The organism is Streptomyces sp. NPDC051207 (assembly GCF_040682395.1).
Taxonomy (GTDB): Bacteria; Actinomycetota; Actinomycetes; order Streptomycetales; family Streptomycetaceae; genus Streptomyces.
The window spans coordinates 1-24423 of sequence record NZ_JBFBAX010000034.1 but is presented as its reverse complement, the minus strand read 5'-3'; the positions used below and the strand labels follow the sequence as shown (position 1 = coordinate 24423).

Below are 24423 nucleotides of genomic sequence, written 5' to 3'. Positions count from 1 at the left end.
GAGATGTACGACCCCACAGTCGCCCGGCTCACCTACCGGGCCCTGCTCGGCCGGCGCCGGGCCCTCATCCTGGGCGCGCTGCCGCTGCTGCTGATCGTGATCTCGCTGATCGTGCGTGCGCTGGTCGGCGCCGACGACCAGACGACGGCGGACGTGCTCGGCGGACTGGCGCTCGCCACCATGGTGCCGATCATCGGCGTCATCGCGGGCACCGGCGCCATCGGTCCCGAGATCGACGACGGATCCGTGGTCTATCTGCTGTCCAAGCCGATCAAACGGCCCACGATCATCTTCACCAAGCTGATCGTCGCCATCGCCGTGACCATGGTGTTCTCGGCGGTGCCGACGCTGATCGCCGGCCTGATCCTGAACGGCAACGGCCAGCAGATCGCCGTCGCCTACACCGTGGCCGCGCTGGTCGCCTCCATCGCGTACGCGGCGCTGTTCCTGCTGCTCGGCACGGTGTCCCGGCACGCGGTCGTGTTCGGCCTGGTCTACGCGCTGGTCTGGGAGGCGCTGTTCGGCTCGCTGGTGCCGGGGGCCCGCACCCTGAGCGTCCAGCAGTGGTCGCTGGCCGTGGCCCAGCAGGTGTCCGGCGGCGACCTGGTGACCTCGGACGTCGGCCTGCCGACGGCCACGGTGCTGCTCGCGGCGGTCACCGTGCTCGCCACGTGGTACGCCGGTCGGAAGCTGCGGACGCTGACGCTGGCCGGGGAGGAGTGACAGGGCCCGCACCCGGCGGCCGTTAATCGGTGGCAGCCGCATCGGCGCCCGCGCACACTGGTGGTGCCCGGGCGCCGTTGGAGTCGGCGCCGCGGGGCTGGGAAGAACGGGGGATTCCCAGGACGGCCGCTTCGAGCACGCGGCGCGTGTCCGCGTGGGCCGCCTTCCCCGGTGTCGCCCCTTGCGGGCGACCCGCGCCGGGGCGGGGCGGGTGAGTCGCGCGACTCGGCGCCGCGAGGCGCCGCCCGCGCCCACCCGCGCCGCCCCGGCGGCGGGAATGCCGCCAGTTACGCCGCCAGCATCCGCTCCAGCACCACCGCGATGCCGTCCTCCTCGTTCGAGGACGTCACCTCGTCCGCGACCGCCTTCAGCTCCGCGTGGGCGTTGGACATCGCCACGCCGTACGACGCCCAGGCGAACATCGGCAGGTCGTTGGGCATGTCGCCGAAGGCGATCGTGTCGGCGGCCTTCAGCTTCAGCCGACGCGCGGCCAGCGACAGCCCCGTCGCCTTGGACAGGCCGAGGGGGAGCAGTTCGACGATGCCCTCGCCCGCCATCGTCACGGTGACGAACCCGCCCGCGGTCTGACGGGCCACGTCGGCCAGCTCGTCGTCCGACAGGGTCGGATGCTGCACGTAGATTTTGTTCAGCGGGGCGGTCCAGAGGTCGGACGCGTCCGTGAACGGGGTCGCGGGCAGCGGGCCGTGCACCTCGTAGCCGGGCCCGACCAGGACCTCGCCGTCGAGGCCGTCGCGGCTCGCCGCGAGGTACAGCGGGCCGACCTCCGCCTCGATCTTGGCCAGCGCCAGACCGGCCAGCTGGCGGTCCAGCGTCACCGTCGTCAGCAGGCGGTGCGCGCCGGCGTCGTACACCTGGGCGCCCTGCCCGCAGACCGCGAGGCCGTCGTAGCCGAGGTCGTCCAGGATGTGCCGGGTCCAGGGGACGGCGCGGCCGGTGACGACGATGTGGGCGGCGCCCGCCGCGGTGGCCGCGGCGAGCGCCTCACGGGTGCGCTGCGAGACCGACTGGTCGGAGCGCAGCAGCGTGCCGTCCAGGTCGGTGGCGATCAGCCGGTACGGCAGGCCCCCGGTGGGAGCCGCCCCGGCCGCTGCGGGGGCCGCCTCGGTCACGTGGCCACCGGTTCCAGGACCTCCCGGCCGCCCAGGTAGGGACGCAGCACCTCGGGCACGCGCACGGAACCGTCGGGCTGCTGGTGGTTCTCGAGGATCGCGACGATGGTGCGCGGTACGGCGCACAGCGTGCCGTTGAGCGTGGCCAGCGGCCGGACCTGCTTGCCGTCGCGGAAGCGGATCTGCAGGCGGCGGGACTGGAACTCGGTGCAGTCCGAGGTCGAGGTCAGCTCGCGGTACTTGCCCTGGGTCGGGACCCACGCCTCGCAGTCGAACTTGCGGGCGGCGGAGGAGCCGAGGTCACCGGAGGCGAGCTCGATGACGCGGAACGGCAGCTCCAGCGACGTCAGCCACTGCTTCTCCCACTCCAGCAGGCGCTGGTGCTCCGCCTGCGAGTCCTCGGGCGTGACGTAGGAGAACATCTCGACCTTGTCGAACTGGTGGACGCGGAAGATGCCGCGCGTGTCCTTGCCGTGCGAGCCGGCCTCGCGGCGGAAGCAGGGCGAGAAGCCGGCGTAGCGCAGCGGGAGCCGGTCCACGTCGATGATCTCGTCCATGTGGTACGCGGCGAGCGGCACCTCGGACGTGCCGACCAGGTACAGGTCGTCGTCGGCGAGGTGGTACACGTCCTGGGCGGCCTGGCCGAGGAAGCCGGTGCCGGCCATCGACTGGGGGCGGACCAGGGCGGGCGTGAGCATCGGCGTGAAGCCGGCCGCGGTGGCCTGCGCCAGCGCCGCGTTGACCAGGGCGAGTTCCAGCAGGGCGCCGACGCCGGTGAGGAAGTAGAAGCGGGAGCCGGAGACCTTGGCGCCGCGCTCGACGTCGATCGCGCCGAGGATCTGGCCGAGCTCCAGGTGGTCCTTGGGCTCGAAGCCCTCGGCGCCGAAGTCGCGGATCGTGCCGTGCGTCTCCAGCGTGACGAAGTCCTCCTCGCCGCCCACCGGGACGTCGGGGTGGATGAGGTTGCCGAGCTTGAGGAGCAGTTCCTGGGTCTCGGCGTCGGCGGCCTCGCGCTCGGCGTCGGCGGCCTTGACGTCGGCGGCGAGCCGGCTCGCCTTCTCCAGCAGCTCGGCCTTCTCGTCGCCGCTCGCCTTGGGGATGAGCTTGCCGAGCGCCTTCTGCTCGGCGCGCAGCTCGTCGAAGCGGACGCCGGACGACCTGCGCCGTTCGTCGGCAGACAGGAGGGAGTCGACGAGCGCGACGTCCTCTCCACGGGCGCGCTGCGAGGCGCGCACACGGTCAGGGTCCTCACGGAGCAGGCGAAGGTCAATCACGGAGCCAAGGCTACCGGTGCGGGATGACCGCCCACGACTCACTATTGCGAAAGGTGCCGGAACTGCGGCATACGTCCTGTTGTGGGGGAAATGACCGCCGTGTCAATAAACGGCGTCTCCCTCCCTGGACGAGGGAGGCCCGCAGTGGACCGTTGACCGGATTTCCTTGTGGAGACCGGGACTTGAGGCCGCTCCCCAGGATCTCTGTCCACAGCAGTCCACAGCGCCGCGGAGTTATCCACAGGCTGTGCGAAAGATCTGTGGACGCCGGAACTGATCATTCTGAGTGGACTGCGCAGGACTGGGAATTCCGGATCCAAACCCCGTTCACACTCACTTACGGGTGGAAATGGGTCGCTCCAAAGGATTCACCGAAGGAAACGAGTGGACGAAGGGTGATGGGGGCGACTGTGGACGAAGTAGGGTGATCCAGGCCGATTTGTCGACTGGGTGGGGCTGCGCTGTCGACTTGTCCCCAGGTCGAGAAGCTGACCTGTGGATAACTTCTGTGGACAAGGAAAATCAGCAGGTAGGACTGGCCGAAACCCTACAAGCGGCCCCGACTGCGCCCGACTGCCCCCGACCGGTCCCGCACGCGGCGACCGCTCAGAACCGGCCGTCCTGGCACCGCGCCACCCAGTCCGCCGCCGACGAGAACTCCTCGTCGGAGGTGCCCGGCCGCGGAGCGCGCACCTCGGCGGCGGTCACGTCGGCGCGCGGGTACGAGCCCAGGTAGCGCACCTGGAGGCAGATCCGCTTGAGCCCCATCAGGGCCTCGGCCATCCGGCGGTCGGAGATGTGGCCCTCGGCGTCGATGCAGAAGCAGTAGTTGCCGATGCCGGCGCCGGTGGGCCGGGACTGGAGCAGCATCAGGTTGATGCCGCGCGTGGCGAACTCGCCGAGCAGGTCGCGCAGCCCGCCGGGGTGGTCGTCGCGCTGCCAGATCACGACGGACGTCTTGTCGGCGCCGGTCGGTGCGGCGGGCCGGGCCGGGCGCCCCACGAGCACGAACCGCGTCTGCGCGTTCTCCGCGTCGTGGATCTCCGTCACCAGGGCCTCCAGGCCGTACCGGGCGGCGGCGAACTCACCGGCGAAGGCGGCGTCGTAGCGGCCCTCCTGCACCAGGCGGGCGCCGTCCGCGTTGGAGGCGGCGGACTCCCAGACCACGTCCGGGAGGTGGGTCTTGAGCCAGTTGCGGACCTGCGGCTGCGCGGCCGGATGGGCGGTGACCGTCTTGATGTCCGACAGTTTCGTGCCGGGCCGGACCAGCAGCGCGAAGGTGATCGACAGCAGTACCTCGCGGTAGATCATCAGCGGCGCGCCCGCGACCAGCTCGTCGAGCGTCGTCGTGATGCCGCCCTCGACGGAGTTCTCGATGGGCACGAACGCGGCCTCGGCCTCGCCGCCGCGGACCGCGTCCAGCGCGGACTGCACGGACACGTACGGGATCAGCTCCCGGGTGGCCGCCTCCGGGAGGGTGCGCAGGGCGACCTCGGTGAAGGTGCCCTCGGGACCGAGATACGCGTAGCTCGCTGGCATGACCTCACCCTAATGGCCGCACGTCGCCCAGGGGCCGTAAGTCTCACAGCGTGAACCCCGCGCGAGTGAACCTCCCCGTGTCCCGCGCCGCGGCCCACTCACCCGTACGTGTCGCCGCCCTCAGCCCTCCAGCAGCCGCTGCCCCACGTACTCGCCCTCCGCCGCACCACCCGGCACCGCGAACAGTCCGCTCGCCTCGTGGCGGACGAACGGCGACAGCGCGTCGCCCCGGTCGAGCTTGCGCTGCACCGGCACGAAACCGCGCAGCGGGTCCGCCTGCCAGCAGATGAACAGCAGCCCCGCGTCGGGTACGCCGTCCGCGTCGAAGCCGTCGTGGTACGAGAACGGCCGGCGGAGCATCGCCGCGCCGCCGTTCTGGTCCGGCCGGCTGATCCGGGCGTGGGCGTTCACGGGGACGACCGGACTGCCCTGCGCGTCCGTCTTCTCCAGGTCCATCTCGGTCGTCTCGTCGCCGCCGGTCAGCGGCGCCCCGTCGGACTTGCGGCGCCCGATGACCTCCTCCTGGGCCTTGACCGGCAGTTTCTCCCAGTCGTCGAGGAGCATGCGGATGCGGCGTACGACGACGTAGGAGCCGTTCGCCATCCACGACGGCTCCCCGGAGGCGGGCACGAAGATCCGCCGGTCGAAGTCGGGCTCGTCCGGCTTCGGATTGCGGGTGCCGTCGACCTGGCCCATCAGATTGCGCGTCGTCATGGGCCGGGAGGTGGCGCCCGGCGACCGGTTGAAGCCGTTCATCTGCCAGCGCATCCGGGCCGCCGACCCCGCGTCCTTCTGGATCGCGCGCAGCGCGTGGAAGGCGACCAGCGCGTCGTTCGCGCCGATCTGCACCCACAGGTCGCCGTCGCTGCGGGCCTTGTCGAGGCGGTCGGAGGAGAAGTCCGGCAGCGGGTCCAGTGCGACCGGGCGCTGCTTCTCCAGGCCGGTCCTCGTGAAGAAGCCGTGCCCGAAGCCGAAGGTGACCGTCAGCGACGACGGTCCGGCGTCGCGGGCCACATCGGTGTCGCCGTGGGCCGCGGGCTCGCCCGCCATCAGCCGCCGGGCCGTCTGCGACCAGCGGCGCAGCAGCGCGGCGGCCTCCGTGCGGCCGGCGCCACCCGCCAGGTCGAAGGCGACGAGATGGCCGTGCGCCTGCATCGGCGTGGTGATCCCGGGCTGATGTTTCCCGTGAAACATCACCTCCTCGGCGCCGAGCGAGGTGAGCGGCGTGGCCTCGGCGGGCCGGGCGGCGTACCCCGCACCGGCGCCCGCCGCGCCGAGCACGAGCCCGGTGGCGCCGGCGGTGCCGAGCAGCCGGCGCCGCGAGATGCCCGCGCCGGGCACGGGGGACGCCGTTCCCCGGGTCTCCGCGACGGGGGTGCGGGCTTCCGGAATGGACTGGTCAGGCATGGTGCGTCAGCCGATCTGCGCGTTCTTGGAGACGGTCACCTGGTCGACGTCGGAGGTCCGCACGGTCACGTCGACCTTCCAGTCGCCCGCCATGGGGAGCTGCACTCCGCTCGCCGTCCAGTGTCCGGTGGAGATGTGGTCGGGGACGACGGGCAGAGGCCCGAGGTCCTTGGACTCCAGGGTGAAGGCGATCTTCACCTCGGGGATGTCGAAGGCGCGGCCGTTGGGGCGCTGCACATAGACGTGCGCCTGGTTGACGCCCACCCGCGCGGGGGTGAGGTCGATCCGCACGAGCCCCTTGCCGTCCTTGCCGCCGGTGTCGAACGGCATGTCCAGGGTCACCGTCCCGGACGGCGCGGACGGCGCGGACGGCGCGGACGGCGTGGCGGAGGACGCGGCACCGGCCGCCCTGGCGTCCTGCTCGGTGCGTCCGGGCTCGGTCTGCGTCAGCACGGTGGTGACGGCGAGGACGACGACCGCGACACCGGCCTCGGCGAGCACGGAGCGGCGCAGCCCGAAGCGGTTGGGGTCGGCGTCCCGCAGCCGCTTGCGCCGGGCGGCGGCCATGACGGCCCGCTGCCGGGCGAGCTGCTGGGCGCGCTGGGGGGCGTCGGCCTGTCCGGCCGGCGGGTTCTGTCCGGCCGGCTCGGCGTGCTCGTCCTGGCCGGCCCGTTCCGCGTGCTCGGTCTGTTCGGCCGGCTCGGCCTGCTCCGAGGCGCCGGCCGTGGTGCGTACGCCGGTACGCGTGCGTGCCGCCTCCGGAGGCACGGCACCGGACGCGTCCTCGGCCTGCCCGCTCCGAGCAGCGGGAACGCCCTCCTCGGCACGCTCGCCCCGCTCGGCGGGCTCTCCGTGCTCGGCGGGCCCGTCCGCCGCCCCCACCAACCGCCCCGTCCACCGCCGCGAGACCCACCCCACCCCCACCAGCACCGCCACGAGCCCCAGCTTCGCCAGCAGCAGCTGTCCGTACCGGGTGTCGGTGAAGGCCGACCAGGAGCCGAGCTGCCGCCACGACTGGTACGTGCCGGTCACGACCAGCGTGATGACACCGCCGAGGGCGACGCTCGAGAAGCGCCGTACGGCCGCGGCGGTGACCGGCGTGTCCGCGGGCGCCCGGTGCAGGGCGACGAGCAGGGTCGTGAGCCCGCCGAGCCACGCGGCGACGGCCAGCAGGTGCACGACGTGGACCGGCATGGCGATGCCCGGCTGGAGACCGCTGGAGGCGTGCTCCGACATCGCCCAGGTCGCCGCGAGTCCGGCGGCGACGACGGTCCCGCCGACCGCGAGCCCGAAGGTGAGGTCCCGCTTCTCCTCGTCGTCCCGCTTGTCGTAGGCGCCGAACAGCACCGCCACGAACAGCGCCGCCGCGGCGAGCAGCAGCAGCCGGGACACCAGGGAGGCGCCCGTCTTGGTCTGGAGCACCTGCCCGAGGAGTTCCAGGTCGAAGACGTCACCGACCTTCCCGGAGCTGGTGTACGAGCCGCGCAGGAGCAGCAGCGCGAGCGTCGCGGCGGTGAGCGCGACCCACCCGCTCACCACGAACCGCTGCACGGCCCGCACCCCGCTGCCGCGCGGCCAGCAGGCGAGGACGAAGGCGGCGCCGCCCGCGAGGACGACGAACCCGCCGTACGACACGTACCGCCCGAGCCCGTAGAGGAAGCCGACGAGCCCGCCGCCCGCCGCCTGCCCGGACAGCGCGACGGACGTCTCGGAGGGCGCGCCGACGGAGAAGGTGTAGGCGCCGGCGACGGGATGGCTGTCCGCGGACACCACCTGGTAGGTCACGGTGTACGTGCCGTCGGGCAGCCCGGAGTGGAGTCCGACGGCGTACGTCGTGCCGCTGACGCCCGCCGGGGTGCCGCTGTCGACGCGCTTGCCCTGGGGGTCGAGGACCCGCAGCGCGCCGTCGGACACCGCCACCTCCTCGGAGAAGGTGAGCGTGATCCGGGTCGGGGCCCTGTCGACCACCGCCCCCTGCCGGGGGTCGCTGCCGGTCAGCGCGGCGTGTGCGGAGGCCGGTGCGGCGCCGGCCAGCAGCGCGCCGGTGACGGCCAGGAACAGCAGCACCAGGATGCGCATGCGGCGGGGGGCGTCGGTCGGTGTCACGGTGGTCCCTCCCTCAGTGTCCGGAAGTCGGCCGGTAGGTGGCCGGTTTCACCGGCATCTCGACCGTGACCGGGTCGGAGTGGGCGAAGCGCAGCTCGACGGGGACCGTCTCACCCTGCTTCGGCCTGTGCGTCAGCTTCTCGAACATCAGGTGGTTGCCGCCGCTGCCCAGCACGAGCCTGCCGCGGGCCGGGATCTTCAGACGGTCGGCTTCCCGCATGGCTCCGTCGACGGTCTCGTGCACGGTGACCCGGCCCGCCGCGTCGCTGGAGACGGAGGTCAGTTCGTCGGCGCTGCCGCCCTCGTTGGTGACGGTGAGGAAACCGGCCGCCACGGTGTCGGAGACCGGCTGCGGCATGTAGGCGGAGCCGACCGCGAGGTCGGGCGCGGAACCGGCCGACGTCGACGACGACGCGGACGGGTCCGGGCCGCAGCCCGCCAGGGTGAGCGCCCCGGCGAGTCCCACGACGAGCGGGCCGAGCCGACTCACGGCTTCTCGCCCTTGATGATCTTGGGCAGGTCCTTGGTGTAGTCGTCGGGGCCGGTGTCCTCGCCGTAGAGCACGTAGCCGCCGTCGGTCTTCGGTGAGAACGCGATGACCTGGGTGCCGTGCATCGAGACGACCTTGCCGTTCTTGTCCTTGTGCGGCGGGTCGATGGAGATGCCGACGGTGCGGGCGCCGGCCTGGATGGTGTCGAACTCGCCGGTCAGGCCGATGAAGTCGGCGTCGATGCCCTTGAGCCACGTGCCGAGTTCGGCCGGGGTGTCGCGCTCGGGGTCGGTGGTGACGAACACGACGCGCAGCTTGTCCTGCTCGGCCTCGGGCAGCTGCTTCTTGGCGACGGCGATGTTGTTCATCGTCAGCGGGCACACGTCGGGGCAGTGCGTGTAGCCGAAGTAGATCAGCGTCGGCCTGCCCGCGGTGGCCGAGCGCAGGTCGTACTTCTCGCCCTTGGTGTCGGTGAGCACCAGGTCGGGCTTCTCGAACGGCTTGTCGAGGACGGTGGCGGCCTTGTCGGAGCCGGCCTCCTCGGAGACCGCGGTGACGGGCTTGCCGGTGTCGCCGCCGCTGCCGCAGGCGGAGAGCGTCAGGGAGGCGGCGGCGAGCAGCGCGGCCGCGGCGAACGTCTTCTTGCGCATAGAAAAATGTCCCAGATGTGAGTGCTCCGGAGCGCACCGGGGTCGCACGGCTCGTGGAGTCCGCCGCCGGCCCCGGTGCGTCCGGGAGAGATGTGCGTCAGACGGTGGTGCGCCGACGGCCGGCGAACACGCCGTAGGCCACACCGGCCGCGCCGAGGACGATTCCGGCGATGCCGAGGACCCGGGCGGTGGTGTCGGTGCCGTCGCCCGCGTCGTCGGAGGCCGCGGCGTTCTCGACGTCGCCGGCCTTCTCGGTGTCCGCGGCGTCGTCGGACGTCTCCTCGGCGGACGCGTCGTCGCTGTGGCCGTCCTCCTCGGCGTCGGACAGCTCCAGCACCGGCGCCGGGTGCTCGGGCTCCTCCTGACCCTCCTGCGGGACCTCGATCCAGCGGACGACTTCCTTGCTGGAGTACGTCTGGAGGGCCTTGAAGACGAGTTCGTCGGCGTCCTCGGGCAGGGCGCCGATGTTCACCGGGAACTTCTGGAAGTAGCCCGGCTGGACGCCCTTGCCGTCGGCGGTCCAGGTGACCTTGCTGACGGCCTCGGTGATCTTCCTGCCGTGCAGTTCGAGGGGCTTGTCCAGCTTCGACCTGGTGACCTCGATCTTCCATCCGTCGACGGCCTGCGGCATCACGGACGCCAGCGGGTGGTCGGTGGGGAAGGTGACCTCGAGCTTGGTGGTGGAGGCGTTGTCGCGCTCGTTGGGAACCTTGAAGTTCACCACCGCGTAGCCGCCCTTGGCGGCCTCGCCCTCCGGCTGCACGCTGACGTGCGCGAGCGCGGGGCCGGACAGGGCGAGCACGGCGGTGCCGGCGAGGGCGCCGACGGCAGCGATACGGGAAGCCTTCATGAAAGGAGCACTCCGCTTCGAGTGAGTCGGTGGGGCACGGGAGGATCCCCGTGCGTCCCGGTGACGGTCGCGATGACGGTCACGATGACGGTGACGAGAGGGGTCGCACGCGACGACCGGCCGCCCCGGGCACCCACCGGACAAACCCGGAAGAGGCACGGCTCGGGGCATCGGACGCACGCGCGCGTGCCGCACGACGGCGGCCCCCTCCGGCACAGTGCGGAGCGGCGGTCGCGTCGTGTCAGGCGGCGAGCGCGAAGACGCCGGCGGGCGGGCCGCGCCGGACGACGGTGTGCTGGAGTGCGGTGGTACGCAGTTCAGGAGGCGCGAGCAGCGCGGTGCCCGGCAGGGCCGGTCCCGTCCGGGGCGCGCCCGGCAGACCGGCGCAGAGGGCGCGGGTGAGCGCCAGTGCCCCGCGCAGGGAGCGGACGAGGGCGCCGTCGGCGACGGTGTGCGCCGCCAGCGCGGGTATCTCCGTCAGCCGCAGCAGGGCGAGGTCCCCGCGGCGCAGCAGCCAGCCCGCGACGACGGCCGCGAGGACGTGGCCGAGCAGCATCGACAGGGACGGCAGCAGCGCGGCCGAGGAGCCCGCGGCGGTGGACAGGGCGTCGGCCGGGTGGTGCGCGGCGACGGCCTGCCCGGTGAGGTCCGGGTGGACGCGTGCGTCGGTCAGGATGCGCCGCGCCTCGGCGGGACCGAGTGCCGCGGCCGTGGTCCCGCACACGAACCGGGCGGCGTGCTCGGTGAGCGCGGCGTCGGACAGCGCGGCCGAGGAGCCCGCGCCGGAGGCGGCGGCCGACGTGTGCTGCCCCAGCCCGAACAGCGTGTGCAGCGCGGTCTGCCCGACCGCGAGCAGCGCCACGATGCCCGGCAGCGAGCGCTCGCGTCCGGTCAGCGGCACGGCGAGCACGGCCGCCCCGAGGAATCCCACGCCGAGCGTCCACAGCGGGATCACGGCGAGCGAGGCCAGTGCGTGCCCGGCCGCGGCCAGCACGACGCAGACCGCGGCGAACATCGCGGCCCTCAGTACCCGGAGACCGTGTCCGGGGCGCGTGCACTGGTGGGGGGCAGTCATGGCGGGCCCATCATCGCACCGGCCGGGCGGGCGCGGTACGCCAGGTCCGCAGGATGACGGGATCACGTACCGGAAGAAGATCCTTCCGGGGTGAAAGCCGCCTGCATACACCGTTCGTCACCCTCGGAACATCCCCCGTATGGGCGGAGTCACGTCAACTTCGTGCTTACCGGACAGTACTCGGGGCAATACGTAACGGTATGTCGAGGCGCGGCCAGGAGGCTGGAGCATGAGCATCTGGTGGTCACTCCATCTTCGGCGTGAAGCCGCGAGCGTGCCGCTGGCCCGCCGCTTGCTGCTCGGCACCATGGAGACCGCGGGCGTCGACCCCGACATCTCCTACGACCTCTCCGTCGCCCTCACCGAGGCCTGCGCGAACGCCGTGGAGCACGGCGGCGACGGCGGGCGCGGCGCGGTGTCGGAGGCCTACCGCGTGACCGCCTATCTCGACGGCGAGCGGTGCCGCATCGAGGTCACCGACGCGGGACCGGGCTTCGCCCACGACCCGTCCCCGGCGAGGGAACCGGCCCGGCTGCCCCGCGCGGACGCCGAGCACGGCCGGGGCCTGTGCCTCATCGAGGAACTCACCGACCACGTCCACATCGGCAACAAGCCGGGCCGGGACGGCGCGGTGGTGAGCTTCGACAAGATCCTGAAGTGGAAGAAGGACACCCCGCTGGTCGCCGTGTGACCCCGCCGGCGTGACGCGGCCGACCGCCCCGCCGGGGCTCGACGTGCGGGTCCGCCCCGGCCGCCGCGGCCGTCAGCCCTTCAGCGCGGCCATCCAGCTCTCGACCTCGTCCGACCGGCGGGGCAGCGCGGCGCTGAGGTTGCGGTTGCCGTCCTCCGTCACCAGGATGTCGTCCTCGATGCGCACGCCGATCCCCCGGTACTCCTCCGGCACGGTCAGGTCGTCGGCCTGGAAGTACAGCCCCGGCTCGACCGTCAGCACCATGCCCGGCTCCAGCGTCCCCGCGACGTACGTCTCGGTCCGCGCGGCGGCGCAGTCGTGGACGTCCATGCCGAGCATGTGACCCGTGCCGTGCAGCGTCCAGCGCCGCTGGAGCCCCAGCTCCAGCACCCGCTCGACCGGCCCCTCCACGAGGCCCCACTCGACGAGCCTCTCGGTCAGCACCCGCTGCGCCGCGTCGTGGAAGTCCCGGTACTTGGCCCCCGGCCGCACCGCCGCGATCCCGGCCTCCTGGGCCTCGTACACCGCGTCGTAGACCTTCTTCTGGATCTCGGTGTACCGGCCGCTGATCGGCAGCGTGCGCGTGACGTCGGCCGTGTAGTACGTGTGCGTCTCCACGCCCGCGTCGAGCAGCAGCAGGTCGCCGGGGCGGACCGGGCCGTCGTTGCGCACCCAGTGCAGCGTGCAGGCGTGCGGGCCGGCGGCGGCGATGGTGCCGTAGCCGACGTCGTTGCCCTCCACGCGCGCGCGGAGGAAGAACGTGCCCTCGATGTAGCGCTCACTGGTGGCCTGCGCCTTGTCGAGGACCTTCACGACGTCCTCGAAGCCGCGCACGGTGGAGTCGACGGCCTTCTGCAGCTCGCCGATCTCGAAGTCGTCCTTGACGAGCCGCATCTCGGAGAGGAAGACCCGCAGCTCCTCGTCGCGCTCGGCGGTGACCTTGTCGGTCAGGGCGGCCTCGATGCCGGCGTCGTAGCCGCGCACGACGCGCACCGGCCCGGTGGCCTCGCGCAGCGTGCCGGCGAGTTCGCGCACGTCGGAGGCGGGGATGCCGTACAGCTTCTCGGCCTCGGTGAGGGAGTGGCGGCGGCCGGCCCACAGCTCGCCCTGGCCGTCCAGCCAGAACTCGCCGTTCTCACGGTTGGAGCGCGGCAGCAGGTGGATCGTGGCGCGGTGCCCGTCGCCGACGGGCTCCATGACGAGGACGCCGTCCTCGGTCTGGTTGCCGGTGAGGTACGCGTACTCGACGGAGGCGCGGAAGGGGTACTCGGTGTCGTTCGAGCGGGTCTTCAGGTTGCCCGCCGGGACGACGAGGCGCTCCCCGGGGAAGCGGGCGGACAGCGCGGCGCGACGGGCGGCGGTCCGGGCGGCCTGGGGGACCGGCTCCAGGTCGCGCAACTCGGTGTCGGCCCAGCCGCTCCTCATGTTCTCGGCCAGCTCGTCGGACACGCCCGGGTACAGGCCGTTCTTGCGCTGCTTGATCGGCTCTTCTTCGGCAGTCTCCGGGGTCTCCGGAAGCTCCTCCGCCACGGTCATCCTCCTTGGATACGGCACTGGACCGTCCCCCATCGTACGGTCGTAAGGCGGGGGTTCCGGGGCCGAAGAACCCGGTACCGGCACCCGCCGCCGAGGTGCCCGGAAGTTCCCGCGAACGCCGGCATGACGGGCGCACCCGCGCGGCGACCGCGGAAACCTCACGTGCGGACGCCCGAATCCCCTGCGGACACCGTGATGTCCCGCCGGGCACCGGAACCGTACGCCCGCCTACTCGAAGCGCACCCCCAGCAGCACCACGTCCTCCTCGCTGTCGGCCGTGTCGAGCCCGTCCGGGAGCATCGTCCGCAGCACGTGGTCCGCGAGGGCGCCGGGGTCGTGGCGGATGCCCTTGGGGGCGTTGGCCGCCGCCGCGTGCAGCCGGGCGAAGGCGCGGTCGGCCGTGTCACCCGTGCGGTGCAGCAGCCCGTCGGTGTACAGCAGAACCGTCTCTCCCGGCTCCGCCTGGATCTCCACGCTGGGCGCCTCCCAGCAGGCGAGCATGCCGAGCGGCGCGGACACGGACGTCTCCACGAACTCGGTGCGCCGCTCGCCGACCAGCAGCGGTGGGCTGTGCCCGGCACCGGCCACGGTGATCTTGCGCAGCGCGGGTTCGCAGTAGCCGAACAGGGCGGTGGCGGCACGGGCCGGCTCGGTCAGCCGCAGCAGCAGCTCCAGGTCGGACAGGACGGCCACCGGGTCCTCGCCCTCCATCACGGCGTAGGCCCGCAGCGACGCCCGCAGCCGCCCCATCGCCGCCACGGCGCTCGGGCCGGACCCGGTCACGGAACCGACGGCGAGACCGAGCGCGGCGTCCGGCAGCGGCAGCGCGTCGTACCAGTCGCCGCCGCCGCGCGGACCGGTGCGGTGCCGGGCGGCGAGCTGCACTCCCGCGACGCGGGGCAGCCGGGAGGGGAGCAGCTCCTCCGCCATCGTCGCCAGGCACGCGCGCGTGCGCTCGACCTCGACGAGACGCGCCAGGTGCTCGGCGGCGTATCGGGCGTACAGGCCCACCAGGTGACGGCGGTGCGCGTCCGGCTCGGCGGGCTCGTCGTACAGCCACACGGCGGCGCCGATGCGGCCGGTGTCCTCGCCGGTCAGGGGGAGCGCGTAGCTCGCGGCGTAGCCGAGGCGCGCGGCGACCTCGCGGTGCCGGGGATCGAGCGCCTTGTCGGCCAGCAGGTCGGGCTGGGCGATCTCGCCGTCGCCGCCGGGCAGCCCGTCGAGGATCCTGCCGATCGACAGGGCGCTGCGCGGCACGGTCTCCAGGTGACCGAGGTCGGCCTGGCCGAGCCCGAGACCGACGGTGGTGTCGGGCCCGAGGCCGTCGAGGGGCTCCAGTACGACGAGTCCGCGCCGGGCGCCGACCAGGGCGGCTCCGGCGTTCAGCAGTTCCTGGAGCGCGGCGCCGAGAGAGCCGGTGCGGGCCAGGCGCTCGGTGAGTTCGTGCAGGGTCGTGAGGTCCGAGACCCAGCCGGCGAGGCGGTCCTGGAGCGCCGTGCCGGGGGCGTTCGCGGTGTGCGGCGGGGGGACTGGGGTGGTACCGGGTGCGGCGGGGGACGCGACAGTGTGTGCGGGTGCCGGGACCGTTGAATCGATTCCGGCCACTTTCGACGGGTGAGGGGCGTTCATGGCATCCGGCCTTCCGACCGGTGCGTTCTGCTCAAAGGCATCGCAAACCCCCATGTCATTCTGCGCCGCTGCAGTGTCTCCACATGTACACGCACTTGAGAGGAGATGTCCAGCATTGTCCTGCTGGGATTCCTGGTGTCCGTGGGACTTCGGACGAGTCCTTCCCGATCTCTTGCGTAAAGGAGAAGTTGGCTTAAAACTGACCCAGTGAACGGCTTATTGCGGTCGACTGGCCTTGCTCGACGGAGCGTCACAGCGGTCGTGATGGGTACGTACTCGGAGAAGACCAGGGGTGGTTGACTGCCACCGGGAACCTGGTGACCGACCCGGGCGTCCTATCCACCGACGACCGTGCCCCATCCTCCCGTGGCGGAGGCGGAGAGAAACACGCGCGACGGCAAACGCCAGACTTCGCCACCCCACGCCACGCCCGTACTTCCGGCACACGCGGTACGGGCGAGGCTGCCGCGGACGCAGCCGACGCACGGCCCATAGGGGTTCCCCTTGTCCACGACAGGGGTGTGATGCGCCAACAGGTACGCACAGTGAAGTGATCGACACATGACGTGATGTGGACCCACGGTGTTGCCAGGCGTGCAACGGAAAGGAACGAGCGCTCATGCGCGAGATCCTCGGAAGGCGACGCAGGCTCCTGCCCCGGCGCAACAACGGGCGGCCTGAGTTGATCGGCGCGGCCCTGACTTTCGCCACGGAATGGCAGTGGCCCGTCCTCCCGGGCGTGGCGGCGGACCCGCGAGGGCGGTCCCGCTGCAGCTGCCCCGACCCGGAGTGCACGGTGCCGGGTGCGCATCCCTTCGACCCCGGCCTCCTCGCGGCCACCACCGACGAGCGCATGGTGCGCTGGTGGTGGGCCAACCGGCCGGCCGCGCCGATCGTCCTGGCCACCGGCGGCCGGGCGCCGTGCGCGGTGTCGCTGCCCGCCCTGCCCGCCGCCCGCGCGCTGGAGGCGCTCGACCGGCTCGGCATCCGGCTCGGCCCCGTCGTCGCTTCGCCCGCCCGCTGGTCGATCCTGGTCAAGCCGTACTCCATGGAGCAGCTGGGCGAACTGCTGTACGCCAAGGACTTCGTGCCCGGCTCCCTCCGCTTCCACGGCGAGGGCGGCTACATCACGCTGCCCCCGTCCGAGACCGGCCAGGGCGCCGTCACCTGGGAGCGCGCGCCGCTGCCCGGCTCGTCCTCGCCGTGGGTGCCCGACGTGGAGGCCGTGGTGGACGCCGTGGTCGAGGCCCTCACTCGTACGGGTGTGAGCGCACCCGAGTTGTAAGGGTGTCGGACGCGGACGGAACGGGCGCGCGGTACGGCGCGTTAACTTCCGTGCATGCTGCGTCAATCCGGTGAGTACGGCGCGCCGGGGCCGCCCCGCGGCGGCCCCGGCGCGCACCGCGCCCACCTGCTCGCCCTCGTGGCCTCCGTCGCGTGCGCGGCCCTCCTGCCGCTCGCGGTGGCGTCGGCGGGATCCGTACGGGACCGGCCGCCGGCGGTGGCGTCGTCGCCGGGAGCTGGGGGAGACGAGCGGCTAGGCACGCCCGTGGTCCCCGCGCCCGGTGACGCCGTACGTCCGGGGGCGGTGCCGGACGACGGCGAGGCGCCGGTCGACAGCCCTGGGAGGGACGGCAAGGAGCCCGTCGGCGGCCCCGCGAGGCCGCAGGCGCCGGCCGGGCCGGGCGAGTCGCCGGAGCCGGCCGGATCAGGGGCGCTGGGCCTCGGTGGCGGCACCGCCGTGCGCTGCGGGCCCGACCTGACCTCCCCCGGCGGTGTCGAGGCGCAGACCTGTGTCCTGGCCCAGGGCGCCGACATCTGGGCGCGCACCTACTACCGCAACGCCACCGGGGACGCCCTGACGGCCGTCCTGAGCCTCATGGGGCCGGGCGGCCGTACCGTCCGGATGCACTGCGCCGTCGGCGCCGAGGACGCTCCGGCGATGTGCGAGACACCCAGGGGACCGGCCCGCGCCGCACTGGCCGCCCACACGGCGGTCGCGGAGTTCGCGGCACCCGGCGGGAGCGGGCCGCTGCTGCTGCGGACCGGGAGCAACTGACCTGCGCCGCCGGGAAGTTGAGAGCCGGACGCCATCCGTGAGGCACAGCGCGCAGGGATCGCGCGCATGAAAGGACCCGGTTGCTGGCGACGGGGGATGCACCAGCAACCGGGCTACTGGAACGGTAACAAGAGATCGCCGGTTCGCAAATTCGATCTCAGCCTTTCCAGTCACCGACTAGCGTGTCTCCACTGGGAGTTGTGACCGGAGTCACCGCTGTCGCCGTCGGCGCGGCGTGGCGTCAGCTGAGCGTGACCTGCCGGTTGGTGAGGCCACCACGCGCGCGGCGCTCGTCCGGGGTCAGCGGCGTGTCGGCGGCCAGTGCGACGTCGAGACGCTCGGCGAACTGGGCGGCCGGCTTCTCCACGTCCTGCGCCGTCATCCCGGTCGGCAGGTCCCACACCGGCACCGTGAGCCCGTGGGCGCGGAAGGAGCCCACCAGGCGTGTGCCCTCGCCCAGGCTCGACGCGCCCGCCGCGTGCAGCCGCGCGAGCGCGTCCAGAAGCTGCTCCTCCGGGTGCGGCATCACCCAGCGCAGATGGTTCTTGTCCGGCGTCTCGCACCAGTACGCCGCGTCGACGCCCCGCAGCCGGACGGTCGGGATGGCCGCGGCGTTGGCCCGCTCCAGGGAGGCGGTCACCTCCGGCGTCGCGTTCTCCGAGTCGGGGACCCAGAACTCGAAGCCCTCGTGCACGACTGGCTCGAAGGCGCCCTCCGGGTCGAGCACGTCCTGGAGCCGCGGACCGTCGGCCGGGGCGCGGCGGCCCTGCACGGGCGTGCCCGGCTGCGCCTCCAGCGCGCGCCGGAGGGTGTCGGCGAGGTCGCGGCTGATGTCGCCCGACGCCGTGTCGTTCTGCAGGCCGAGCAGCACCGAGCCGTCGTCGCGGCGCAGCGCCGGCCAGGCCATCGGCAGCACCGTGGCCAGCGTGACCGACGGGACGCCCTCGGGCAGGCCGTCCTTCAGGGGCAGCTCGACCGTGGCGGCCGGCACCAGCTCGCGCAGCGCGACCCAGTCGCACTCGCCGGGCAGGCCTTCGAACGGCCGCTGCACCAGCTCGGTCACCGCGTGCGCGGCGGCCCGGCCGTGGCAGGCCTTGTAACGGCGGCCACTGCCGCACGGGCAGGGTTCACGGGCGCCGACAACCGGGACCTCCCCGTCGCTGAACTGCGGGCGCTTGCCCTTCGTCTGGGGTCGCTTCTTGGCCATCTTGGGTGTCTCCCGATTACGGCTCGTCTCGTACGTCGGGAGCCTAGCCGTTCGCGCCATGCCCGTCGGGCCCTGTGGACAACGGGACTGCTGCGGACAACGGACGGCTCATCCCACGGGACTGCTGTGGACGACGCGCCGGACGGAGCGGCCCCATTGTCACCCCCGGCCGTGTCGTCGCGGGCGATCCGCGGACCGGAACCGGTCAGTCCAGGTCGTCGAACGCGTCCGCGAGATCCAGGCCCGGTATCTCCGGCACCGCGGGGGCCGCCACGCGCGCGGTGAAGTCGTCACGGCGGCGGCCCGGGTCCGGGTCGCGGACGTCGCCGGGCACGACCACCCACACCGTCACCTCGCCCCGCGCGCCGTCCCGTACGCCCCAGTCGTCGGCCAGCGTGGTGATGATGTTCAGCCCGCGGCCGCCGTGCGCGGTGATCGAGGGCGTGGCCGGGGCCGGGCGGGTCGGACCGCCCCCGTCCGTGACCTCCACGACGAGCCGGCCGCTCGCGTCGACGCGCCACGCGGCCCGGACGTCGCCGTCACCGGCCAGGGCTCCGCCCAGTGGCCTGCCGTGTTTGCACGCGTTGCTCAAAAGTTCGGAAAGGACCAGAACGGCGTCGTCGATGACCGATTCCGCCACGCCACCGCCGCGCAACTGCTCACGCATCCGGTGCCTTGCTTCGCCCACGCCCGCAGGGCCATGGGGTACGGCCATGCTCGACGACGTGGGCACCTCCTGTGCCACCACCAACGCCACCCCCGAGACCTCCTTCGCCCCACGCCACGGTGTGAATGCCCTCTTGATCTGCGCCGGAAACCGGCCGATCGTCCTGCGGTGACGCATTCGGGACGTTCGAACACGCGGCGAATGCGCCGGAGTACTCCACGTAACCGAATGGCTGGAATTCGACGGTCCGGGTGCAGTGCGCGCGAGGGTACCAGGGCTCAGCGGCCTGAGCCGGTCCGGTTGGGGTGCGCGGGTGCGCCGGGGATCCAGCGGCGGGAGCTGGACAGGTGGGGGTGCGCGCGGGTGTGCCGGGGTTCAGCGGATGAACCGGTCCGGTGGGGTGCACGCGCGTGCGTCGGGCTCAGCGGCCGAGCCGGTCCAGCACCGCGCGCGGGCGGTTGGTGATGATGGCGTCGACGCCGAGCGCGACACACACGTCCACGTCCTCGGGGTCGTTCACCGTCCACACGTGCACCTGATGCCCCGCCTGCTTCAGGCGTCGCACGTACGTCGGGTGGTTGCGCACGATCCGGATCGACGGACCCGCGATGCCGACGCCCACGGGCAGCCGTCCGTCGCGCAGCCGGGGCGAGACGAACTGCATGAGGTAGACGGTCGGCAGGGTCGGCGAGGCGGCACGCACACGGTGCAGCGATCTGGCCGAAAAGCTCATGATCCGCACCGGCGACTCGTCGGCCGTGGCGGGCGCGTCCAGCCCGAACCGCTTCAGCAGGTGCAGCAGCCGCTCCTCGACCTGGCCCGCCCAGCGCGTGGGGTGCTTGGTCTCCACGGCGAGTTCCACGCGGCGCCCGGCGTCGGCGACGAGTTCGAGCAGCCGCTCCAGGGTGAGCACGGAGGTCGCCTCCCGGTCCTCGGGGCGGTGCTCCCAGTCGGGTTCCTCGTCGCGGCCCCGGAAGGCGTCCCGGTTCTTCCAGGAGCCGAAGTCCAGGGCGGCGAGATCGTCGAGCTCCAGCGCGGAGACGGCGCCGCGGCCGTTCGACGTGCGGTTGACGCGGCGGTCGTGGACACAGACGAGGTGGCCGTCCGCGGTCAGCCGCACGTCGCACTCGAGGGCGTCCGCACCGTCCTCGATGGCCTTCGTGTACGCGGCCAGGGTGTGTTCGGGGGCGTCTTCCGAGGCCCCGCGGTGGGCGACGACCTGGATCCGGTGCTGTCGTGCGTGGGTCACCGCGTCATGGTGCCACCGCCCGGGGGTAGACGTGCAGACGGAGCCGCCGGTCTTGCGTCCTTTTGGTCTGACATGACCTATATAAAGAATGGTCGCGGACCCACAGCCACCGCTTATGGTGCTCTGACGGCCCGTGGGAAAAGCTGACCGCATACAAAAAGACATGCGCAGCTGACCGCACCGGACCGTCGACCAGCGCGAGCGGGCGTGGCCGAGTGCGACCGAGAAGAACAGCCGTGGATCGAGGAGAGAAGCTGTGAGCACCGAGAACGAGGGCAACGCGGTACCCCCGGCCCCGTCTGCACCTCCCGTGCCGGTGGACGCTCCCGCAGCCTCCCCGCAGGCGGCGGCCCGCGCCGGCGACACGCCCACGACCCCCGTCCCGCCGGTACCCGCGCACCACCCCGGCGCGCGGGAACAGCAGGGGGCGCAGACCGGCGGTCCCGCGCCCGCGTACGCCTCGGCGGGCACGCCGGAGCCGACGGGTTCGCACAGCGCGGAGAACGCAGGCCCGGACGCGGCGCCCAACGCCTCCTGGCCGCCGCCCCCGCCGCCCGGCGCCCCCTACGGCGACGGCGGTCAGAGTGGGCAAGGTGGACATGGCGGTCAGGGTGGACATGGCGGCCAGGGCCCTTACGGCCATGGTGGCCAGGGCCCCGGCGGTCCCGGTGGTCCCGGGGGGCCCAGTGGTCCCGGTGGCTGGGGAGCCTCGTACCAGCAGCCCGCCCCCAAGGCCGGCCGCGGGCGCGGCGGCCTGCTCGCGGCGGTCCTGATCGCGGCGCTGGTCGCGGGCGGCCTGGGCGGCGGCCTCGGCTACACGCTGGCCAAGAACAACGACGAGGCGGGCTCCACGACGGTCTCCGCAGCGCAGAGCGGCGGCGACCTCAAGCGTGACCCGGGCACGGTCGCCGCGGTGTCCGCCAGGGCCCTGCCGAGCACGGTCACCATCGAGGCCGAGAGCAACAGCGGCGAGGGCGGCACCGGCACGGGCTTCGTCTTCGACACCCAGGGCCACATCGTCACCAACAACCACGTGGTGGCGGAGGCCGTCGACGGCGGCACGCTGTCGGCGACCTTCCCGAACGGCAAGAAGTACGACGCCGAGGTCGTCGGCAACGCCCAGGGCTACGACGTCGCCGTCATCAAGCTCAAGAACGCGCCGTCGGGCCTGAAGCCGCTCACCCTCGGCAACTCCGACAAGGTCGCCGTCGGCGACTCGACGATCGCGATCGGCGCGCCCTTCGGCCTGTCGAACACGGTCACGACGGGCATCATCAGCGCCAAGAACCGCCCGGTCGCCTCCAGCGACGGCACGGGCAGCCAGGCGTCCTACATGAGCGCGCTGCAGACCGACGCGTCGATCAACCCGGGCAACTCCGGCGGCCCGCTGCTGGACGCGCAGGGCAACGTCATCGGGATCAACTCCGCGATCCAGTCCACCAGCAACGGCGGCTTCGGCACCGGCCAGGCCGGCTCGATCGGCCTCGGCTTCGCCATCCCGATCAACCAGGCCAAGTACGTCGCGCAGGAGCTGATCAAGACGGGCAAGCCGGTGTACGCCAAGATCGGCGCGTCCGTCTCGCTGGAGGAGTCCACGAACGGCGCCAAGATCACCGACCAGGGCGCCGGCGGCTCCGAGGCGATCGAGCCGGGCGGCCCGGCGGACAAGGCGGGCCTCGAACCCGGCGACGTCATCACCAAGCTCGACGACCGCGTGATCGACAGCGGCCCCACCCTGATCGGCGAGATCTGGACCCACAAGCCGGGCGACAAGGTCCGCATCACCTACGAACGGGACGGCAAGGAACACACGGTCGACCTCACCCTGGCCTCCCGAGTCGGCGACAGCTGACCCCACCGGCCCCCGCGAAACCCGTTACTCTTGACCCCGCGCCGCCGATCACGGCGGGCGCGGGGTGGGTTGCCCGAGCGGCCTAAGGGAACGGTCTTGAAAACCGTCGTGGCGCGAGTCACCGTGGGTTCAAATCCCACACCCACCGCAGGTTTACGGCCCCTGACCAGGCAAGACGGTCGGGGGCCGTCGTCATGTCCGCTCCCCGCCGGTCACCCCTGTTCCCCTTGGTTTCCCGGCCGAACGGGCACGGAAGGGGCACGGCTGGGGCACGCCCTGAGAGGCGCTACGGCGGCGGCTACCGGTTGATCGGAATCTCGTAGACGATCTCGCAGTGAGCGGCGGGCACGATGATGTCCGCCGTCTCGACCGGCCGCCCTTGGTCGCTGTAGTAGGTCCGCCGGATGTGCGTGACGAGCGCGGCCTTCTGAATCCCGAGTAGCGACGCTTCTTCGGCGGTCGCCTGCCTGGGCTCCGGCTGCTCGACGGCATGGCTGACGGTGATCCCGATGGTGGCCATGCGGTTCACGACGCCCGCCCCGGCGTGCGGTCCGCCCTCGGGGAGGACGACGAGCGTGCCGGCGGTGAGGTCGTACGGCTCCCAGCTCGTGGAGAGTTGCACCGGCCTGCCGTCGGCCAGGAACTCGTACGACGTCCGGACGCACAGCTCGCCCTCGGCGATGCCCAGCCGTGCCGCGATGTCCGCCGGTGCTGGCACCTTGGCGTCGGTCCGGCTCTCCCAGTCCCCCTGCTTGCCGACGGCCTTCATGTCCGCTCGGAACGGCGACCCGGTGGGCTGCTCACGCGCCGAGGACCGGACGATTCGCACCCGTTGGCGGGGCTCGGCGACGTAGGTCCCCGATCCGGCCCGTCCTTCCAGCACACCTTGCGAGATCAGCAGCTCTTGCGCCCTACGGACGACGTTCTCACCCACGCCGTGCTCCTGGCCGATCTGGGCGCGCGAGGGCAGTCGGTCTCCCGGCTCCCAGACGTGCTCCGCGATCCGCCGCCGGAGTTCGTCGGCGATGCGGAGATAGGGCGGTTGCTCAGGCATGTAGAAAATCTAGTCCACTAGGTCTAATCTAGTTAACTAGCTTCACTGAAAGTGATCACCGGTGACGGAGGCTGCCGGTCCTGGAAGCGGTGGCCGAGGCCGACCGGTTCGGCCTCCTCGCCACCAGCCTGGGCGACCGCACCTTATGGGCGGTCGTACACAAAGCGGTCCCCCTGACCGGCGATGCCGGGGGACCGGGCCATCAGCACTAGGAGCTGATCCAGCGTGCTCGAACGCATCCGTCGCGCCGTCTCCCTGATCAGGTCGCGGCACTCGTACAAGGGCAGACACCGCCGCGTCCGGGCGCCCTTACGACCCCCAGCCATTACCAGTCCGTGCGCACCCGCAGACGATCCGACTCTCGCTCTGGGGGTGGCTCCCGGCTGTGCGCGTCATCAGTACGCACTCAGAGGCGAGGACGTTGCCTTGGTCCGCCCGTACGTGCTGGCTCGGGAACGTGCCATTCGACGGCACCCGGTGCTTGTGATCGCGCCTCATCTGCCGGCCGATGCATGGTCCACTCGCCTGGGGACTCCTTGATGGCCTCGCGACGCCAGACCCACGGCCTGGACGCGACGCCCGTCCCCTATCGCTCCGTCGCGTGCCGGATCGGAACGCACCCCGCGTGCTCGGAGTCCTCTCCGGCTTCGGCACCGGTCGGCGTCCCCGTGATCTACGAAGCCTGCGACTGCCCGTGCCACTCAGCGCTGACGCCTGCGGAGGATGCGCCGAACGACCACGCGCCGGGGGATCCGTCGACGCCCACCATCCCGATGACCGAAAGGCAGACCAACGGATGACGTCACCGGACCAACTCAGGCTTCTGCCGTGGACAGGACCGGAAGGCAAGCCCTGCTACTTGAGCACAGACGACGAGCACGGCTTCATGTCCCGCCTCGCCGACCACATCGAGGCGGTCCAGCTGGGAATGGCGGCCGAACTGCTGGAGGAAGCCCAGCAGACGCTCGACGACGACACCGACGCCGTGGAGGACTTGGTCTTACTCGCTGCCCAGTTGGCGGGCGCGTTGCAGGACGTACTGCGCGTAGCGACCAGCCGCGGATGTCGGCTGACCTCCCCTGAACACCTCTGAAGAAAGGGCACCCCCCGCCAACGACGGCTGATCCCAGCAATGCCCTAAGAGGCCATTTCAGTTGGTGTGATCTTGCGGCAGTCTGGGGCGATGACTGCTGCGCTTGTCGAGCGGATGGCGCCGGAGGACCTGTGGGAGCTGT

The 24423-nt window shown here is 72.2% G+C and carries 22 protein-coding genes and 1 tRNA gene; 8 read left to right on the top strand and 15 right to left on the bottom strand.

Features of this window, described 5'->3' with window-relative positions; all coding sequences use genetic code 11:
- Window positions 1-3: 3 nt before the first annotated feature.
- A complete protein-coding gene (locus AB0M97_RS26265; protein WP_365963446.1) occupies window positions 4-723 on the top strand; it encodes an ABC transporter permease in 720 nt (239 codons plus the stop codon).
- A 287-nt stretch (window positions 724-1010) separates the two neighbouring features.
- On the opposite strand, the gene AB0M97_RS26260 is transcribed toward AB0M97_RS26265, so the two are convergent.
- From AB0M97_RS26260 to AB0M97_RS26220, 9 genes are all read right to left on the bottom strand, one after another.
- On the bottom strand, window positions 1011-1853 hold the full coding sequence (locus AB0M97_RS26260; RefSeq protein ID WP_365963445.1) for an HAD family hydrolase: 843 nt from the start codon (window positions 1851-1853) through the stop codon (window positions 1011-1013).
- The gene (serS, locus tag AB0M97_RS26255; RefSeq protein WP_365963444.1) at window positions 1850-3127 is read right to left on the bottom strand and encodes a serine--tRNA ligase; all 1278 of its coding nucleotides are present in this window, start codon (window positions 3125-3127) and stop codon (window positions 1850-1852) included. Before serS ends, AB0M97_RS26260 begins: the two co-directional genes overlap by 4 nt.
- Window positions 3128-3733: 606 nt before the next feature.
- Window positions 3734-4666, bottom strand: a complete 933-nt coding sequence (gene pheA / locus AB0M97_RS26250) for a prephenate dehydratase (RefSeq protein WP_365963443.1) — start codon at window positions 4664-4666, stop codon at window positions 3734-3736.
- A 120-nt stretch (window positions 4667-4786) separates the two neighbouring features.
- Entirely contained in the window at window positions 4787-6073 is a 1287-nt protein-coding gene (gene efeB / locus AB0M97_RS26245) for an iron uptake transporter deferrochelatase/peroxidase subunit (protein WP_365963442.1), read from the bottom strand.
- Window positions 6074-6079: 6 nt separating this feature from the next.
- Window positions 6080-8179 (bottom strand): copper resistance protein CopC, encoded by a 2100-nt coding sequence (locus AB0M97_RS26240; protein WP_365963441.1) that lies wholly within the window; start codon window positions 8177-8179, stop codon window positions 6080-6082.
- A 13-nt stretch (window positions 8180-8192) separates the two neighbouring features.
- Window positions 8193-8669 (bottom strand): copper chaperone PCu(A)C, encoded by a 477-nt coding sequence (locus tag AB0M97_RS26235; RefSeq protein WP_365963440.1) that lies wholly within the window; start codon window positions 8667-8669, stop codon window positions 8193-8195.
- Window positions 8666-9319 carry an SCO family protein gene (locus AB0M97_RS26230; RefSeq protein WP_365963439.1) on the bottom strand — a complete coding sequence of 218 codons (654 nt, stop codon included), beginning with the start codon at window positions 9317-9319 and terminating at the stop codon, window positions 8666-8668. Before AB0M97_RS26230 ends, AB0M97_RS26235 begins: the two co-directional genes overlap by 4 nt.
- A gap of 97 nt (window positions 9320-9416) precedes the next feature.
- Window positions 9417-10169, bottom strand: coding sequence for a YcnI family protein (locus tag AB0M97_RS26225; protein ID WP_365963438.1), 753 nt, complete (start codon window positions 10167-10169; stop codon window positions 9417-9419).
- Between the two features lie 241 nt (window positions 10170-10410).
- Window positions 10411-11244, bottom strand: a complete 834-nt coding sequence (locus AB0M97_RS26220) for a hypothetical protein (RefSeq protein WP_365963437.1) — start codon at window positions 11242-11244, stop codon at window positions 10411-10413.
- Window positions 11245-11473: 229 nt separating this feature from the next.
- Here AB0M97_RS26220 and AB0M97_RS26215 point away from each other — a divergent pair, with 229 nt between their 5' ends.
- Window positions 11474-11935 (top strand): ATP-binding protein, encoded by a 462-nt coding sequence (locus AB0M97_RS26215; protein WP_365963436.1) that lies wholly within the window; start codon window positions 11474-11476, stop codon window positions 11933-11935.
- A 72-nt stretch (window positions 11936-12007) separates the two neighbouring features.
- Here the strand turns inward: AB0M97_RS26215 and AB0M97_RS26210 are convergent, their stop codons facing one another.
- Both AB0M97_RS26210 and AB0M97_RS26205 read right to left on the bottom strand, forming a co-directional pair.
- Window positions 12008-13465, bottom strand: coding sequence for an aminopeptidase P family protein (locus AB0M97_RS26210; RefSeq protein WP_365963435.1), 1458 nt, complete (start codon window positions 13463-13465; stop codon window positions 12008-12010).
- A gap of 234 nt (window positions 13466-13699) precedes the next feature.
- On the bottom strand, window positions 13700-15154 hold the full coding sequence (locus AB0M97_RS26205; protein ID WP_365963434.1) for a PP2C family protein-serine/threonine phosphatase: 1455 nt from the start codon (window positions 15152-15154) through the stop codon (window positions 13700-13702).
- Between the two features lie 565 nt (window positions 15155-15719).
- On the opposite strand from AB0M97_RS26205, the gene AB0M97_RS26200 reads away from it, so the two are divergent.
- A complete protein-coding gene (locus tag AB0M97_RS26200; protein WP_365963433.1) occupies window positions 15720-16385 on the top strand; it encodes a bifunctional DNA primase/polymerase in 666 nt (221 codons plus the stop codon).
- Window positions 16386-16439: 54 nt separating this feature from the next.
- Window positions 16440-17159, top strand: a complete 720-nt coding sequence (locus tag AB0M97_RS26195) for a hypothetical protein (RefSeq protein WP_365963432.1) — start codon at window positions 16440-16442, stop codon at window positions 17157-17159.
- Window positions 17160-17400: 241 nt separating this feature from the next.
- Here the strand turns inward: AB0M97_RS26195 and AB0M97_RS26190 are convergent, their stop codons facing one another.
- Window positions 17401-18366, bottom strand: a complete 966-nt coding sequence (locus AB0M97_RS26190) for a DUF5926 family protein (RefSeq protein ID WP_365963431.1) — start codon at window positions 18364-18366, stop codon at window positions 17401-17403.
- A gap of 205 nt (window positions 18367-18571) precedes the next feature.
- Window positions 18572-19123, bottom strand: coding sequence for an ATP-binding protein (locus AB0M97_RS26185; RefSeq protein WP_365963430.1), 552 nt, complete (start codon window positions 19121-19123; stop codon window positions 18572-18574).
- Between AB0M97_RS26185 and AB0M97_RS26180 the strand changes: the two genes are divergently transcribed.
- The gene (locus AB0M97_RS26180) at window positions 19080-19205 is read left to right on the top strand and encodes a hypothetical protein (RefSeq protein ID WP_365963479.1); all 126 of its coding nucleotides are present in this window, start codon (window positions 19080-19082) and stop codon (window positions 19203-19205) included. The genes AB0M97_RS26185 and AB0M97_RS26180 overlap by 44 nt on opposite strands.
- A 249-nt stretch (window positions 19206-19454) precedes the next feature.
- On the opposite strand, the gene AB0M97_RS26175 is transcribed toward AB0M97_RS26180, so the two are convergent.
- A complete protein-coding gene (locus AB0M97_RS26175) occupies window positions 19455-20282 on the bottom strand; it encodes a glycerophosphodiester phosphodiesterase (protein WP_365963429.1) in 828 nt (275 codons plus the stop codon).
- A gap of 256 nt (window positions 20283-20538) precedes the next feature.
- On the opposite strand from AB0M97_RS26175, the gene AB0M97_RS26170 reads away from it, so the two are divergent.
- Together AB0M97_RS26170 and AB0M97_RS26165 are read left to right on the top strand one after the other, a co-directional pair.
- Window positions 20539-22134, top strand: a complete 1596-nt coding sequence (locus AB0M97_RS26170) for a trypsin-like peptidase domain-containing protein (protein ID WP_365963428.1) — start codon at window positions 20539-20541, stop codon at window positions 22132-22134.
- 63 nt (window positions 22135-22197) lie between these two features.
- Window positions 22198-22282 (top strand) — tRNA-Ser (locus AB0M97_RS26165).
- Window positions 22283-22432: 150 nt separating this feature from the next.
- Here AB0M97_RS26165 and AB0M97_RS26160 read toward each other — a convergent pair.
- Window positions 22433-23188, bottom strand: coding sequence for a GntR family transcriptional regulator (locus AB0M97_RS26160; protein WP_365963427.1), 756 nt, complete (start codon window positions 23186-23188; stop codon window positions 22433-22435).
- 796 nt (window positions 23189-23984) lie between these two features.
- On the opposite strand from AB0M97_RS26160, the gene AB0M97_RS26155 reads away from it, so the two are divergent.
- Window positions 23985-24281, top strand: a complete 297-nt coding sequence (locus AB0M97_RS26155) for a hypothetical protein (protein ID WP_365963426.1) — start codon at window positions 23985-23987, stop codon at window positions 24279-24281.
- The last annotated feature ends 142 nt before the right edge of the window (window positions 24282-24423 follow it).

Coding starts and splice junctions, on each gene's coding strand:
- AB0M97_RS26265 (WP_365963446.1), top strand. CDS start 4: ATGTACGACCCCACAGTCGCCCGGCTCACCTACCGGGCCCTGCTCGGC.
- pheA (WP_365963443.1), bottom strand. CDS start 4,666: ATGCCAGCGAGCTACGCGTATCTCGGTCCCGAGGGCACCTTCACCGAG.
- efeB (WP_365963442.1), bottom strand. CDS start 6,073: ATGCCTGACCAGTCCATTCCGGAAGCCCGCACCCCCGTCGCGGAGACC.
- AB0M97_RS26230 (WP_365963439.1), bottom strand. CDS start 9,319: ATGCGCAAGAAGACGTTCGCCGCGGCCGCGCTGCTCGCCGCCGCCTCC.
- AB0M97_RS26225 (WP_365963438.1), bottom strand. CDS start 10,169: ATGAAGGCTTCCCGTATCGCTGCCGTCGGCGCCCTCGCCGGCACCGCC.
- AB0M97_RS26220 (WP_365963437.1), bottom strand. CDS start 11,244: ATGACTGCCCCCCACCAGTGCACGCGCCCCGGACACGGTCTCCGGGTA.
- AB0M97_RS26215 (WP_365963436.1), top strand. CDS start 11,474: ATGAGCATCTGGTGGTCACTCCATCTTCGGCGTGAAGCCGCGAGCGTG.
- AB0M97_RS26205 (WP_365963434.1), bottom strand. CDS start 15,154: ATGGGGGTTTGCGATGCCTTTGAGCAGAACGCACCGGTCGGAAGGCCG.
- AB0M97_RS26200 (WP_365963433.1), top strand. CDS start 15,720: ATGCGCGAGATCCTCGGAAGGCGACGCAGGCTCCTGCCCCGGCGCAAC.
- AB0M97_RS26195 (WP_365963432.1), top strand. CDS start 16,440: ATGCTGCGTCAATCCGGTGAGTACGGCGCGCCGGGGCCGCCCCGCGGC.
- AB0M97_RS26190 (WP_365963431.1), bottom strand. CDS start 18,366: ATGGCCAAGAAGCGACCCCAGACGAAGGGCAAGCGCCCGCAGTTCAGC.
- AB0M97_RS26180 (WP_365963479.1), top strand. CDS start 19,080: ATGCTCGACGACGTGGGCACCTCCTGTGCCACCACCAACGCCACCCCC.
- AB0M97_RS26160 (WP_365963427.1), bottom strand. CDS start 23,188: ATGCCTGAGCAACCGCCCTATCTCCGCATCGCCGACGAACTCCGGCGG.
- AB0M97_RS26155 (WP_365963426.1), top strand. CDS start 23,985: ATGACGTCACCGGACCAACTCAGGCTTCTGCCGTGGACAGGACCGGAA.